The organism is Streptomyces sp. HUAS ZL42, from assembly GCF_040782645.1.
In the GTDB taxonomy this organism is placed as follows: Bacteria; Actinomycetota; Actinomycetes; order Streptomycetales; family Streptomycetaceae; genus Streptomyces.
Genome location: NZ_CP160403.1, coordinates 2626385 through 2639410 on the forward strand (window position 1 = coordinate 2626385; position 13026 = coordinate 2639410).

The window sequence follows — 13026 nt, forward strand, 5'->3', positions numbered from 1 at the left end:
ACCATCCCATCAGCTCTGCTTATCGAGTATCAAGAAATCATCGTTGGACGTGAACCGGACGCCGCGCCCAGGATGAAAGCCATGACCGACACCGCAGCTCACATCGCCAAGGTCGCCCTCGTCGGCGACCGCTCCCCCAACGTCGTCTCGCACACCCGGGTCCCGCTCCTGCTCGACGCCCTCGCCGCACGCGACCGGCTCGTCCTCGACGCCTACTGGATCCCGTCCGAGGACGCCGGGGCCGAGGACGCGGTGCTCGGCTTCGACGCGGTGTGGGTGGTGCCCGGCAGCCCCTACCGCAGCGAGGCCGGCGTGCTCGCCGCGATCCGCACCGCGCGTGTGGCGGGCATCCCCTTCCTCGGCACCTGCGGAGGCTTCCAGCACGCGCTGCTGGAGTACGCGCGTGACGTGTGCGGGCTGACGGGGGTCGCGCACGCCGAGAACGACCCCGACGCCGACGACTTCCTCATCGAGCCGCTGGCCTGTTCACTGGCGGGCCACGAGGACGTGGTCCGTGTCGAGCCGGATTCGCTCGCCCACTCGGTGATCGGCTCGGAGCGCACGGTCGAGCGCTACTCCTGCCACTACGGCCCCTCCCGCCACCTCGACACCCTGCAGGCCCACGGTCTGCGCTTCTCCGGGCGGGACACGGCCGGACAGGTGCGCATCGCGGAACTGCCGGGCCACCCCTTCTTCCTGGCCACGCTGTTCCAGCCCGAGCTCCACGGCGACGGCTCGCGCCCGCACCCGATCGTCCGGGCGCTGGCGCGAGCCGCGGTCGAGCACGCGACGCGGGAAGCCGGTCAGCCCGTGTGACCCTCCCCGGGGCCGCCGTGCGCCCGTCCCGTTGCCGGTGGTGGCTGTTACGTGCTGCGGCATGACCGATCACGCCCTGCGGCTGCTCCGGCAGAACCCGCATCTGGCCGAACTGGCCGCGTTCCCCTTCGACTTCGACCTGCGTCGCGCGGAGCACGGCGAGGAGGTCCGCCTCGCCTCCGGCGGACCGCTGGAGCCGGTGGCGGGGGACGGCACGGGGGGTTCGGCGCTGCTGCCGCATGGCCAAGCACAAGCGCGTAGTGGCGAGCGTGAATGAGCGCGGGCGCTGCCGACGACGGTGCGCGGACGGCTCCGGAGTCAGGTGAACGGGAGTTTGCGTGTCGAATGTGTGACCTCTGTGGACGGGGCTCGTTGGGTGCGGGGACGGATCGTCGACCTCGGGCCGGGGGTGAGGCGTGGGCGGGCTGCGGAGGGTGGCCGCGCCGTTTGTGGTGCCGGCCCCTGGGGGGGTGGCCATCCGGGCCCGGCTGCGGGTGTCCGAAACGGATGCGGCCGTGCTGGCCGAGGTGGGTGCGTTCCTCGGCACGCCGGCGTCGCAGGATCTGGCGGTGCGCTCCCGGCAGGGGCTGGCGCACGACGCCGCCGCGTGGCCCGCTCGGAAGCGGGAGCTGACCGGGTGTTCGTCGGCGCGGTGGGCGGGCAGCATCACCAAGGCCACGCATGACCAGTGGGCGCTGGCCCGGCGCCACCAACGCGACCCCCCGCACTTCGGCCTCACCCGCGCGTGCTCTTGCCGGGACCCCTCCCGCGGGTCACCGTGGGCGCATGACCCCGCGTGCGGCTCCGCCCGTCCCCGATGTCTTCGATCCGCGGCAGTACGCCGCCGGAGTGCCGTACGCCGCCTACCGCGTCCTGCGCGACCACCACCCCGTGGCCTGGCAGCCCGAGCCCGAGGTGCTGGGCTGGCCGGCGGGGCCGGGGTTTTGGGCGGTCACCCGGCACGCGGACGTCGTCCGGGTGCTGAAGGACTCGGGGACGTACTCCTCGTACCTCGGCGCGACCCAGATCCGCGATCCGGATCCGGGCGACCTGCCGTTCATCCGGCGCATGATGCTCAATCAGGATCCGCCCGGGCACGGGCGGTTGCGGCGGACGGTGAGCCGGGCCTTCACCCCCGGGCGCATCGACGCCTTCACCGCACTGGCCGAGGAGCGCGCCCGCACGCTCCTCACCCGGGCTCTGGAGCAGGCCCGTGCGGCGGACGGCACCGTAGATGTCGTCACCGCCGTCACCGACGACTACGCCCTGCTCAACCTCGCGGACCTGCTGGGCGTTCCGGAGAGCGACCGCGGGCTGCTGCTGCACTGGACCCAGCGCGTGATCGGCTACCAGGACCCGGACGAGGCCGCTCCCCCGGCGCTGGACGCGGCCGGCCGACCCGTCAATCCGCGGTCGCCCGCGGCGCTGCGGGACATGTTCGCGTACGCGCAGCAGCTGGCCGCGCACAAACGGCGGCATCCCGCCGACGACGTCATGACGGCCCTCGCCCTCCCCCAGTTCTCGGCTTCGCTCGAACCGGGCGGTGCCCCCATCGCCGAACTGGCCGACGCCGAGCTGGAGATGTTCTTCTTCCTGCTCACCGTCGCCGGCAACGACACCGTGCGCAGCGCCGCCCCCGGCGGCCTGCTGGCGCTGGCCCAGCACCCGGACGCGTACGAGCAGATGCGTGCCGGGAAGGTGGAACTCGACTCCGCCGTCGACGAACTGCTGCGCTGGCATCCGCCCGTGCTCACCTTCCGCCGCACGGCGGCGCTCGACACGGAGCTGGCCGGGCAGCGGATCCGCGCGGGCGAGAAGGTCGTCGTCTTCCACGCCTCCGCCAACCGCGACGAGCGGGTGTTCGCCGATCCGGACCGGCTGGACCTGTCCCGTACGCCGAACCCGCATGTGTCCTTCGGCGACGGTCCGCACGTCTGTCTGGGCGCGCATTTCGCCCGGCTGCAGCTGCGGGTGCTCTACCGGGAGGCGTTGCGGGTGCTTCCGGCGCTGCGCACCGCCGGACCACCCCGGCGGCTGGTGTCGAACTTCATCAACGGAATCAAGTCACTGCCGCTGTACGTGACATGAGGCTCAGCGCCGGACCTGGATCAGCGCGTGCGTCCCGGCCGTTCGCCAGCGCTGCTCCTCTGCGGCGACCAGCGCGGCCTCCGTCTCCGCGCCCAGGCCCGTGATCACGTCGGACTTCAGGGTGCGCAGGGCGGCGACCGGGCCGGGGAAGTGGGCGGTGACATCCGTGAAGGGTGTCGTCGGGGACCACAGCCGGTCGCCCACGAGGCGGCGGTAGTTGAGGTCGCCCTTGACGATGGTGAGCACGGCCTCGCCGAACTCCTCCCGCAGGTCCGCGGGCATCTCCTCGTACGGCAGGGGGGAACCGGAGAAGGGATGCGCCCTCACCTCCAGGCGCCCGTCGGTCATGGCCGACCAGAGCCGGTGGCCGTACTCGGCGGCCGTCCCGCCGGCCGCCGTCAGCCGGCGCAGCGCGTCGACGACGTCGGCGGCGGTGGCGTCGGAGACGTAGTACGGGTACGGCTTGACGTGCAGCACCGCCCGGCCGACGCGCCCCTGTTCGAGGAGGTGGGCGAGGAGCAGCAGGTCGGGGATGAGTTCGCGGCCGGCGTTGTCGGCGACGAGACAGAGGGTGCCGGCGCCCGGGAGCAGCGACCAGAGGGTCTCGCTGTCGTCGGCGACGAGGGCGGGAGTGGCCTCGGAGGTGTCTGCGTCCACGGAGGAGAGGCGGAAGCCGAGGTCGGCGCGGTTGCCCCAGAGCGAGCCGTGCAGCAGGGCCCTGGCCTGGTCGGCGGCTGGGCGGTGCCGCAGGCCGTCCAGTGCGGACAGTTCCTCGTCGGTCTCGGGCGCGTCGAGTTCGGCGAGCTTGAAGGGACGGAACGGGTCGATTCCCTGCCAGGCGCCGGTGCCGAAGTAGCCGACCGCTTGCAGGAGTTGACGGTAGAAGTAGCTCTCCGACCACAGCCACGGCACGTCGAACCAGGACCGGCCGGTGTACGTCGCGAGCCCCCACGCATCCCACCGGTCCCGGTCGTGCGCGCCGGCGGGCAGCGGCTCGATCACGCCCTTGGCGCAGCTGTCCAGCAGCGCGTCGAGCGCGCGGTGCTGCCCGGGCCCGTACGGGAAGGCGTCCCGCACCTGACGGATGATCGCCGGATGCCGTTCGGCCAGCACGCTGTGCGGGAAGGAGCCCGGTTCATTGCCGAGGATCACGGGTGCGGACGGGGTGTCGGGCATGCCTCACCGTATCGCGCCGGCCCTGCGGCTCACATGCTCCTGATCTCCCGCTCCAGCCGCGTCGCCAGCGTCAGATAGCGCGGCCGGCGTGGCACCGGCACCAGGCCGCGGATCAGGACGTGCCACATCTCGGCCATCCTGCGGGGCAGGCGTGCGGCCGGTTCGCGCGAGCGGCCCACGACACGGGTGCCGACGAAGAAGCAGACGAGGGAGTGGGCGACGGCGTCGACATCGACGTCCGGGTGGACGTCGGCCTCCTTGACCGCGCCGGCGAGCCTGCGCGAGACCAGGTCCAGCCATTCCGTGAACGGGTGCCGGAGCGGCGGCCGTACGTCGACTCCACCGGTGGCGAGCCGGAGACCGGCCCTGGTGACCGGGCCCTCGACGGACAGCCGCGCTATGCCGAACGTGATGCGCATCAGGGCCTCGAGGGAGGAACAGCCCCGCTCGTCCACGTCGTTCACCACGCGGCGCGAGGCCTGGGACTGGAGTTCCATGATGGCGTGGGCCAGATCCTCCTTCGCCGCGAAGTGGAAGTACAGGGCGCCCTTGGTGACATGGGCGTGCTCGACGATGTCGCTCAGGCTCGTCGATTCGTAGCCGTGGCGGTCGAACAGGTCGGCTGCGGCCGTGATGATCGTCGCGCGGGTCTGCTCCGCGCGTAACTGCCTCGCCATCGACTGAACACTCCTGGGGCGTAAAGAACGGGTCGTGCCGTTTGTTTCTTACCCCCCGCACACAATAACTCACCCTGCGGCGACACCGACACGGCAGGCGAAGACGGTGGAGTCGCCTTGCGTTCCCACGACTTGTACGTGGGTGCCGTCGTCGCCCGTGGCCTCTATCCAGGTGGGTTCGTCCAGCTCGGCGTACCGGTGGAAGGCCGCGTGGTACGAAACCGGCGCCCGTCGGCCGGGAGTTCGCAGTCGTGCCGCCTGGCGGGCGGCCTCCAGGAGGAGCATCCCCGGGACGTGATCGAGAGGATGATCGAAGAAAACGGGGTGCCCGGTATCGACGCGTAGTTGCCAGCGGCCGGGGCGGCCGTCGGGGGCCAGGACGACGTCCGCGGGCAGCACCCGGTCCACGGCGGCGGCCGGCAGGCCGCGCGGCACGGGGAGCGGGTGGACGGTGTCCGGGGTGCGGCCGCCGCGCAGTCTGCTGTAGACGGAGGCGCCGACGCAGGTGAACGCGACATGGGCGGTCGCGACGCGGTCACCGGCACGCAGGACGTGTGCCGTGTAACGGGCGGCCGCGGGGCGCACACCGCGGTACTGGACCTCGGTGAAGTCGACCTCGACGACGAGTTCGGCCGGCAGCGCGCCGACCGCCAAGTACTGGGGAGAGGTGTCGACTTGGAATTCCTGGAGCACGAACTGGTGGTCCAGCGGCACGTCGTACTCGGTGTGCATGACCAGGGTGCCGCTCTGCCGGACCGTCTCCACGACGAGCAGCGGATCGTAGGCGGACCAGTCGTGCGACACGTGTAATCCGTGGGCGCGCGGCCACTGGGCGGACACCGAGAACCGGTCGCTTCCCGTGCGGTTCCAGCCTGTCAAGTAGGTCTCCGCGACGGCCGCGCGGTGGACGAGCTGCCGGGGGACGGTCGCCGTCAAGGGCGGGGCGTCGGCAAGCTGCCGCGGTCGAGTCATCTCTCTCCCTACGGTCCCCCGAAGGCCACGTGGACGATCGACCGTCCCCTTCGGTGAGCGTCAGCGTACGAGGCGACCGGTTTGTTTTCAATGAGATAAGTTCTCGGCACCCTATGATCGGGCCGATCAGGCACACGATGGCAAGAACCGGCCGAATCGGCCGCAGTGGAGGGGCTCTCATGGCGAAACAGGAACGCGCCATCAGAACGCGCAGAGCGATCCTGGAAGCCGCCGGCGCGGTCTTCGACGAGCACGGCTACACCTCCACCACCATCTCGATGGTGCTGGAGCGCGCCGACGTCACCAAGGGTGCCCTGTACTTCCACTTCCCGTCGAAGGAGTCCCTCGCCCAGGCGGTGCTGAACGAGCAGATCCCCTTCGGGGTCGTACCGCCCCAGCCCTCCAAGGTGCAGGAGATCATCGACATGACGTTCGTCGTCGGCCAGCGGCTGCTCGACAACTCCCTGCTGCGGGGCAGCGTACGGCTGGCGGTGGACCAGGAGACCCCGGCCGGGATCGATCACGGCGAGCCGTTCCGGCAGTGGGCCGACCGGCTGACGGAGCTGCTGGAACTGGCCCGCGAGCGGGGCGAGTTGCTGCCCACGGTTCGGCCCAGGGAGACGGTGGAACTGCTCGTCGGCTCCTTCACCGGCCTCCAGTTGATGTCGCGTGCCCTGACCGGGCGCGCCGATCTCGGGGAGCGGCTGTCGGTGATGTGGTCGCACATCCTGCCGAGCATCGCGGTGCCGGGGCTGCTGCCCGCGCTCGACAGCCGGGCGGACCGCGGGTCACGGGTGCTGGCCACGCTCGAGCGTGCGGCCTCGTGACTTACGTGCGGCCTCATGACTCCGTGCGGCCTCATGACTTCCGTGCGGCCTCATGACGTATGCACGGCTCTGTGACGTACGAGAAAAGGGCGGGCCGGCCGGTGCCCATCCGCACCGGCCGGCCCGCCCGCCGAAGGGGACTCCTCGTAGGAGGGACCCGTTCGCTCAGAAGGTCAGCTTCCAGCTGTTGAGCGTGCCCGTGTCCTGCGCGGCCACGTCCTGGACCTTCAGCTTCCAGGTGCCGCCCGCGACCTCGCTGGAGGCGTTCACCGTGTAGGTGGTGTTGACGTTGTCCGCGGAGTCGGAGGAGCTGGAGGACTTCAGGCGGTACGTCGAACCGTCCGGGGCCACCAGGTCGATGACCAGGTCACCGCGGTAGGTGTGGGTGATGTCGACGGCGACCTTCAGGGTCGAGGGCGCGTTGCCGCTGATGCCGCTGACGGCGATGGAGGACGTGATCGCCGAGCCGTTGTCGGGGATGGCGACCGCGGTGGTGTTGGAGAAGGTGGTGCCCCCCGTGGAGCCGCCGCTCACCGCCTGCACCGTCTTCGCGGCGTCCGCCAGACCCGCACCGCAGCCGCCGGAGCAGGAGCCGGGCAGCGCACGGGCGTTGGCCTTGATGGCCGACTCGATCTGGGCCGGGGTCAGCGAGGAGTTCGCCGACTTCATCAGCGCGACCAGGCCCGCGATGTGCGGAGTGGCCATGCTGGTGCCCTGGTAGTAGGCGTACGACTCGGTGGACGGCGTCTTGCTGCCGGAGTTCAGCGTGGACAGGATGCCGTTGGCGGTGCCGGTGCTGGTCTGGCCGCCGGGCGCCGAGATGTCCACGAGGGAGCCGTAGTTGGAGTAGGACGCCTTGGCGCCGGAGCGGTTGGTCGCGGCGACCGAGATGACGTTGTTGCAGTTGCCGGGCGAGTGGTTGGCCACGTTGTCGTTCTCGTTGCCCGCGGCCACGACGACGGTCGTACCGCGGTTCACGGCGGCGGTGATGGCGCTCTGCGTCGCCGAGGTGCAGGCCCCGTCGCCGCCCAGGCTCATGTTGATGACCTTGGCGACGTTGGTGTTGGCGGGCACGCCGGAGACGCTGCCGCCGGACGCCCAGGTGATGGCGTCGATGATGTCGGAGTCGTAGCCGCCGCACTTGCCGAGCACGCGGAGGGGCGAGATCTTCGCGCCGTACGCGATGCCCGCGACGCCCTTGCCGTTGTTGGTGACCGCGGCGATGGTGCCGGCCACGTGGGTGCCGTGCCAGGAAGAGCTGCTGGAGCCGGTGCCGGCACCGCACTCGTCGGTCGCGTACCAGTCACCCGGGTCGGCCGGGTTGCTGTCGCGGCCGTTGCCGTCCACGGAGACGGCGGTGTCGGAGATGAAGTCGTAGCCGGCGACGATGTTCGCGCCGAGGTCGGAGTGGGTGACGTAACCGGTGTCGATGACGGCGACGGTGACGCCGGTGCCGGTCGTGGTCGACCAGGCCCCGGGCACGTTCATGCCGGCCGTGGTCTCGTACAGGTCCCACTGCTTGGCGTACTCGGTGTCGTTCGGGTCGGCCTTCGGCTTGTTCAGGCGGTCCGGTACGACATAGGCGACCTGCGGGTCCGCCTTGTACTCGGCGACGACGTCGGCGACGTCGGCCTTGGTGACGTTCTCGCCCAGGTCGACGAGGGCGGCGCCGGTGCCGAGACGGCGCTGGAAGTCGACGTCCTCGCCGGCCTCCTTGCCCTTGGCGGCGGCGTCGGCCTCGGCGGCCGTGTTCGACTTGGCCTCGGCGGCGCCGGACTTGTAGCCGACGATGAGGCGCTCGGCCGGGGCACCGGGGGCTGCCTCGGTCAGCGCGGCCGGGACCGCGGCTTCCTGGGTGGCGGGTTCCTGGGCCACCGCCACGGAGGCGGTACCGGCCGTCAGCAGGGCAGCGGACACCGCGGCGACGGATATCAGGTTCCGTCTGAGAGAAGGAGAGGTACGCAAAGGCTTGCCTTTCGTGGCCGTACTCCGGGCATCGCGGAGCGGCGGTGGGGTCGCTTCGTCGTCGAAGCGGAGGGGGGTGGTTCGAAAGAAAAGCGACGCGTTGGCCGGCCAGGCGCGTGGACCGCCGACCCGTGAAAGGGGTTACCTGTGGGTCGGCTGCGCTCGAACGATAGGCAAAGAGAAGGTCACAGGGATACGGGGGAAACCCTCGATCCGGCTGGAAACACACCCTCGGCGTCGGCCAGTTGACAGCGAATGCCCCATACGCCCGGGCACCACCGGCGCCGCCGCGCACTGAACGCGCCGCGCCGGATTCGCGTACTCCACGGGAGCAGACCGTTCCCGTTCCGGCCGAGGAGACGTTCCGGATGCCCCGGATGACCGCACACCGCACCGCCGTGAGCCCCCTGCTGCTGGGCGTGTGGGCCGCGGGGCCCGCCCAGGCGCACGGCGCCCCGACGGATCCGGTCAGCCGGGTGTACGCCTGCTCCCCCGACGGGGGTTCCGCGGCCCGGTCCGCGGCATGCCGGGCGGCCGTCGCCGCGAACGGCCAGTCCTTCGATGCCTGGGACAATCTGCGGGTCGCGAACGTGAACGGACGGGACCGCCGGACCATTCCCGACGGCCGGTTGTGCAGTGGCGGGCTGCCCGCCTACAAGGGCCTCGACCTCGCACGTGCGGACTGGCCGTCGACCCGTCTCACGCCGGGCGGGACGCTGACGATGACGTACGTCTCGACGATCCCGCACACCGGCACGTTCAAGCTGTATCTGACAAAACCCGGGTACGACCCGTCCAAGCCGCTCAAGTGGTCCGACCTGCCGACCCAGCCGTTCGCGGAGGTGAAGGACCCCGCGCTGACGGACGGCGCCTACCACCTCCGGGCGAAGCTGCCAGCCGACCGGACGGGGCGTCAGGTCCTGTACACCATCTGGCAGAACAGCAGCACACCCGACACGTACTACTCGTGCTCGGACGTGGTGTTCCCGGAGGCGAAGGCGTCATCTCCGACACCGGCGGCGGGCGGGAAGCAGAGCCGGGCGAGCGCCACTCCTCCGGCACCGTCGGAGAGCACCGCGCCCACAAGCCCCTCGCCGTCCGAGTCGGCCGCACCGACCTCCGCTCCCGCAGCGGCCGCCGCCACTCCGCAGAGCACCCCGGTGGCCTCGACCACCGGTTCGGGGCCCTCCGCGCCGATGCTGGCAGGCGGCGCCGCGGCGGTGCTGGTGCTCACCGGCGGCGCCGCCCTCGTTCTACGCCTGCGCCGGCGCTGAACGCGCACACGCCGGGCGAACGCCACTTCCCCCCGCGAAGGCGGAGACAACGCCGCCCTGACCCTCTCCTACCGGCGCATCCTTCGCCCCACAGAACACCCCGGTGGCCTCGACCACCGGTTCGGGACGCTCGCCGCCCGTGCCGGCAGGCGGCGCCGCAGCGGTGCTGGTGCTCACCGGCGGCGCCGCCCTCGTTCTACGCCTGCGCCGGCGCTGAACGCGCACACGCCGGGCGAACGCCACTCCCGCGACGAAGGCGGAGACAACCGCCATCCTGAACCCTCGCCGGGCGAGGGCCACTCCCCCGCGAAGGCGGAGACAACCACCGTCCTGTGCCCTCGCCTGCCGAGAGGACCGGCCGTCCTTCGCCCCGCAGAGCACCCCGGTGGCCTCGACCACCGGTCCAGGACGCTCCCGCCAATGCCGACAGGCGGCGCCGCGGTGCTGGTGCTCACCGGCGGCGCCGCCCTGCTCTGCGCCTGCGTCGGCGCCGAACTTGTGTGGGTTCTAGGTCAGTTGACGCTCACCACTGCGTCGCCGGCCGAGACCGGGGCGTACTTGGCGGTGAAGTAGCCGCTGGCGAAGCAGAGGGACGAGCCCGACGACTTCGTGAACTGCTGGTTGGTGAAGCTGATGCTGTTGTCGGTGTTGCTCGCCGTGCCGGTCAGGCTGGACGCCTGGTAGACGCAGCTGATGCTGCCCAGCAGGGTGCGCAGCACGACCGTCGTCTGGATGGTGGAGCCGCTCGCGGGGGTCACGGTGACGGTTCCGTCGGAGGCCACGCTCGCCGTGTACGGCAGGTTGTTCACCGTGATGCTGGTGACGCCGAGCACGCCGACGACGTTCGCGGAACAGCTGCTGCTGTCGAAGGTCTGCGCGGTGACGGACTCGGTGGCCGTGCCCGGAGCGGTGGGGTTGTCGGTGACGGTCGCTGTGAACGTCGACGACGTGCACTTGATGCCGCTGGTGCCGGTCGCGCTCGAGTAGAGCGTGGCGGAGGTACCGCTGGCCAGGGGCGCGGTGAGAACGTCGCCGACGGCGACGTTGCCGTTCGCGGTGGTCAGGACGGCGGTGTCGTCCGCGGAGGCCGGCGTGACGGCCGGGAGGGAGAGGGCGGCGACGGTGCCGACGAGCGTGAGGAGGGAACGCGTGCGCATGCGGGATGCCTCGTTTCTGAGTGGGGGGCTGAACTGGAGGTGAAGTGGGGGTGATTTCAGGGGTGGTTTCGTGGGTGGGGGACGCGAGTCGACGTCCGCCGTTGCCGGGCCGTGACGCCTTCTCCGTACGTGACGGACCGGCAACGGCGAACCGGCCGGAACCGGCTGAAGACCCTTGGGGGGAAGGCCCTCGACCGGGGCCGGGCGGGAGTGGCGACCGGGCACGGACCAGGGAGAAGCGTCCATGCCGGTGCCGTGGGGGGATGGGACTCGATGCGTGAACAGCCCGTGGGGGGATTCGGGGCGCGACACGCCCGTGGCGGATTGGGAAGTCCGGGATGCGCGGCAGGGCCGCGTGACGGATCCGGCGCCACGGATCCGGGGAAACCAGGGAGAGTTGTAGACCTGATGGTCAGTCAACGTCAAGGCTGATCAAGGAAGTTGGCATTCATCGCGTGTTCGGCCTGTGGTTTTGGATAACTACGGGAACCCGGTGATCCACAGGCGGCACACAACCGACACCCTTTTTACACAACTCCCTTGACCCTTGGGTGTAACCATCGGTAACTTCCTCGACGGCTACTGCTGCGTAACCGCGAAAGCCCTTGCAGCCTCCGGGAGTTGTGAGGAGACGTGCGCCGCAGCCGCTGTCCGCGCCAGGACAACGCGCCACTGAAGCCCAACCCGCATGACTATGCCCATGGGAGCAGACATGGCCTCGTCCGCCGAGAACACCCCCGAGAACCCGGAAAGCGGTTCCGAAATCGAAGCGTCCACAGCCGCCGGGAGCACCGGAGGGCCCCAGAGACGCGGGCGGGTCCGGCTGCGCCGCGCCGCGGTGATGGCGGTGCCGGCCGCCGCGGTCGCCGCGGGACTCGCCATCCTCACCGCCGAGGGCGCCCTCGGTGTCCAGTTCGCCATCTCCGGCATGCCGTTCGTGGTCACCGCCGACAAGCTCGAAGGCCAGGGATTCGAGCAGTTCGGCGCACTGGACAACATGATCGAGAACAGCCCCAACCAGGGCGACACCGGAGGCCAGGTCCTGGTCGTCACCTCCGTGGTGAAGAAGGGCAAGCTGACCAACCTCTGCCAGAGCGTCGACCTCGGCGGCATCCAGCTCGTCCTCACCGCCGGCAGCGGGTCCACGCCGGTGAGCGTGGAGAACCTGACCATCGACTCCGACGACATCAAGGGCGACGCCGAGTTCAACAACATCGAGATCGGCCGCGACTCCAGCACCTTCGACAAGGCCGGTGTCCAGGGCCCCGCGGGCGTCTACGGCCAGCAGGCGGACACGGTTCTCATCAAGAACCTGTACCAGCACAACTACGCGTCCACCGCGGCCGTGTTCAAGCTTCCGGGCCTGCACATGCGGTTCGGCAGCGAGGGTTGCACGCAGTGAACCGCTTCGAGGACTGGAAGGGTCGCTTCCTGCACTGGCGGGTACGCCGGCCCTTCGCGGGCGGGGTACTGCTCGCCCTGGGCGGCGCCGAGATCCTGCTGACCATGAAGGCACCGCTTCCGGTCATCCTGCACGTCGGCATGCAGGGCCTGGCGGGCTACCTCCTGCCCGCCCTGATGCTGGTCTGCGGGCTGCTGATCCTCTTCAACCCGGCTCAGCGCCTGTTCTACTCGATCATCGGCATCATGCTCTCCCTGGGCACGTGGCTCACCTCGAACATCGGCGGCTTCGTGATCGGCCTCCTCTTCGGGGCCGTAGGCAGCTGCCTGACGTTCGGCTGGCTCCCGGACCAGGAGCCCCGCGTCAGCCGCCGGCAGCGACGCAAGCAGAGGGACATCCTCAGCAAGAGCGGGGACGCCTCACTGGGGCAGGCCTGACGGCTCCGTGAACCCGGGCGGGCGGCCACCTGCCCGGGTTCAGTCGTGCTCCGCCGGCTGACGGCACGGAGATCGTCGCCATCACGCCCCCGCCCACGGGGACCGCCACTTGACCAGCGACCAGGCACCGCGCGCCCCCGTCAACCTTTTTCTCTCCACTGACGCCCGGTTTCCTCGCGCAAAAGAATCCGGAAGACGAAGTCCCGCTTCTCGTCAACAACCCGCGGCAGATGGG

Annotated in this window: 12 protein-coding genes; 7 read left to right on the top strand and 5 right to left on the bottom strand. The window is 70.6% G+C overall.

Features of this window, described 5'->3' with window-relative positions:
* Positions 1-81: 81 nt before the first annotated feature.
* The 3 genes from ABZO29_RS12090 to ABZO29_RS12100 all read left to right on the top strand — a co-directional run bounded on the left by ABZO29_RS12090 (position 82) and on the right by ABZO29_RS12100 (position 2904).
* Positions 82-816 carry a hypothetical protein gene (locus ABZO29_RS12090; protein WP_367320174.1) on the top strand — a complete coding sequence of 245 codons (735 nt, stop codon included), beginning with the start codon at positions 82-84 and terminating at the stop codon, positions 814-816.
* A gap of 61 nt (positions 817-877) precedes the next feature.
* Positions 878-1093, top strand: a complete 216-nt coding sequence (locus tag ABZO29_RS12095; protein WP_367320175.1) for a hypothetical protein — start codon at positions 878-880, stop codon at positions 1091-1093.
* A gap of 509 nt (positions 1094-1602) precedes the next feature.
* Positions 1603-2904 (top strand): cytochrome P450, encoded by a 1302-nt coding sequence (locus ABZO29_RS12100; RefSeq protein WP_367320176.1) that lies wholly within the window; start codon positions 1603-1605, stop codon positions 2902-2904.
* Positions 2905-2907: 3 nt separating this feature from the next.
* Here the strand turns inward: ABZO29_RS12100 and ABZO29_RS12105 are convergent, their stop codons facing one another.
* The 3 genes from ABZO29_RS12105 to ABZO29_RS12115 form a co-directional block, all read right to left on the bottom strand.
* The gene (locus tag ABZO29_RS12105; RefSeq protein ID WP_367320177.1) at positions 2908-4080 is read right to left on the bottom strand and encodes a damage-control phosphatase ARMT1 family protein; all 1173 of its coding nucleotides are present in this window, start codon (positions 4078-4080) and stop codon (positions 2908-2910) included.
* Between the two features lie 29 nt (positions 4081-4109).
* On the bottom strand, positions 4110-4757 hold the full coding sequence (locus ABZO29_RS12110) for a ScbR family autoregulator-binding transcription factor (RefSeq protein WP_367320178.1): 648 nt from the start codon (positions 4755-4757) through the stop codon (positions 4110-4112).
* Positions 4758-4826: 69 nt separating this feature from the next.
* A complete protein-coding gene (locus ABZO29_RS12115) occupies positions 4827-5729 on the bottom strand; it encodes a ScbA/BarX family gamma-butyrolactone biosynthesis protein (RefSeq protein WP_367320179.1) in 903 nt (300 codons plus the stop codon).
* Positions 5730-5908: 179 nt separating this feature from the next.
* Between ABZO29_RS12115 and ABZO29_RS12120 the strand changes: the two genes are divergently transcribed.
* Positions 5909-6556: a ScbR family autoregulator-binding transcription factor gene (locus tag ABZO29_RS12120; protein WP_367320180.1), complete on the top strand. Its 648-nt coding sequence runs from the start codon at positions 5909-5911 to the stop codon at positions 6554-6556.
* 165 nt (positions 6557-6721) lie between these two features.
* Here ABZO29_RS12120 and ABZO29_RS12125 read toward each other — a convergent pair whose 3' ends face one another.
* Positions 6722-8521 (bottom strand): S8 family serine peptidase, encoded by a 1800-nt coding sequence (locus tag ABZO29_RS12125; RefSeq protein ID WP_367320181.1) that lies wholly within the window; start codon positions 8519-8521, stop codon positions 6722-6724.
* 368 nt (positions 8522-8889) lie between these two features.
* Here ABZO29_RS12125 and ABZO29_RS12130 point away from each other — a divergent pair, with 368 nt between their 5' ends.
* Positions 8890-9795, top strand: a complete 906-nt coding sequence (locus ABZO29_RS12130; RefSeq protein WP_367320182.1) for a lytic polysaccharide monooxygenase — start codon at positions 8890-8892, stop codon at positions 9793-9795.
* Positions 9796-10307: 512 nt separating this feature from the next.
* Here the strand turns inward: ABZO29_RS12130 and ABZO29_RS12135 are convergent.
* Positions 10308-10952 (bottom strand): Tat pathway signal sequence domain protein, encoded by a 645-nt coding sequence (locus ABZO29_RS12135; RefSeq protein ID WP_367320183.1) that lies wholly within the window; start codon positions 10950-10952, stop codon positions 10308-10310.
* Positions 10953-11646: 694 nt separating this feature from the next.
* On the opposite strand from ABZO29_RS12135, the gene ABZO29_RS12140 reads away from it, so the two are divergent.
* Both ABZO29_RS12140 and ABZO29_RS12145 read left to right on the top strand, forming a co-directional pair.
* The gene (locus ABZO29_RS12140) at positions 11647-12354 is read left to right on the top strand and encodes a DUF6230 family protein (protein ID WP_367326115.1); all 708 of its coding nucleotides are present in this window, start codon (positions 11647-11649) and stop codon (positions 12352-12354) included.
* Positions 12351-12791: a DUF6114 domain-containing protein gene (locus tag ABZO29_RS12145; RefSeq protein ID WP_367320184.1), complete on the top strand. Its 441-nt coding sequence runs from the start codon at positions 12351-12353 to the stop codon at positions 12789-12791. The genes ABZO29_RS12140 and ABZO29_RS12145 overlap by 4 nt, the downstream gene beginning before the upstream one ends.
* Positions 12792-13026: the final 235 nt, after the last annotated feature.